The following is an 844-nucleotide window of genomic DNA, read 5'->3' on the forward strand; positions in this document are numbered from 1 at the left end:
TCTTTTCACTTTTATAGTTATTACACGAAAAAAAGCGGAGTCTAAACTCCGCTTTAATATCTGAAAAATCAAAGAGCTGCTTTAATTTTTTCGGCTAATTCTTTAATTTTTTCTTGATCACCTAACTCTACAGCATGGCGTCCAAGATGATGCACATTTGTTGGAATAAGGTGAAAATGAACATGCGGAACAGTTTGTCCAGCTGCTGCTCCAGAAAGTTGCATCAACACAATACCTTCCAAATTGAGCGCCTTTTCCATTGCTTTAGCAATCTTCTGAACAATTTGTATAGTATATGCTGCTGCTTCAGGTGGTAGATCTAGTAGTGTTACAGCAGGTGTTTTTGGAATAACTAATGTATGACCATCGGCTTGAGGCATAATATCCATAAAAGCTAGAACTTGATCATCTTCATAGACTTTTATCGCTGGAAGTTCACCACGTAAAATTTTTGCGAAGATATTTTGATCATCATATGCCATGTATTATTCCTTTAAAATTATTTACATTTCAATTCTTTCTGACGTTCTTTAATAGCGTCAAGACGTTGCTGTTCTTTGTCAGAAAATTTTGGTTTTGTCGTATGACAGTTTTCATTACCATATTTTTCTTTTGCATCAGGATCTTTAAAACAAAAGCCTTTTGATGCATAAATCAAATTATAGTCATCTTGCAATTTTTGACATTCTTGCTCAGGTGTTGCAGCTTGTATGCCTACGCTAGCAATGCTTACCACGCCAGTAAAGACTGCAACCATAAATTTATTCATGAGCTTTTCCTCAGTTAAAGGTATGAACCTGTACTCAATATAAGGTTTATTACCAATATTTCAATGACTATTAAT

At 34.6% G+C, this 844-nt stretch carries 2 protein-coding genes; both read right to left on the reverse strand.

Translation table 11 applies throughout. The annotated features are described in order from the left end of the window. Positions 1-68: 68 nt before the first annotated feature. Positions 69-482 (reverse strand): HIT family protein, encoded by a 414-nt coding sequence (locus HUN22_RS17380; protein ID WP_016145166.1) that lies wholly within the window; start codon positions 480-482, stop codon positions 69-71. Positions 483-499: 17 nt separating this feature from the next. Next, positions 500-769, reverse strand: coding sequence for a YARHG domain-containing protein (locus HUN22_RS17385; protein WP_016145167.1), 270 nt, complete (start codon positions 767-769; stop codon positions 500-502). Between the last annotated feature and the right edge of the window lie 75 nt (positions 770-844).

Origin of the sequence: Acinetobacter lactucae (assembly GCF_013344765.1) — a bacterium.
Taxonomy (GTDB): domain Bacteria; phylum Pseudomonadota; class Gammaproteobacteria; order Pseudomonadales; family Moraxellaceae; genus Acinetobacter; species Acinetobacter lactucae_A.

What these genes read in the sequence shown, in the direction of transcription:
- HUN22_RS17385 (WP_016145167.1), bottom strand. Translation starts at nt 769, where the DNA reads ATGAATAAATTTATGGTTGCAGTCTTTACTGGCGTGGTAAGCATTGCT.
- HUN22_RS17380 (WP_016145166.1), bottom strand. Translation starts at nt 482, where the DNA reads ATGGCATATGATGATCAAAATATCTTCGCAAAAATTTTACGTGGTGAA.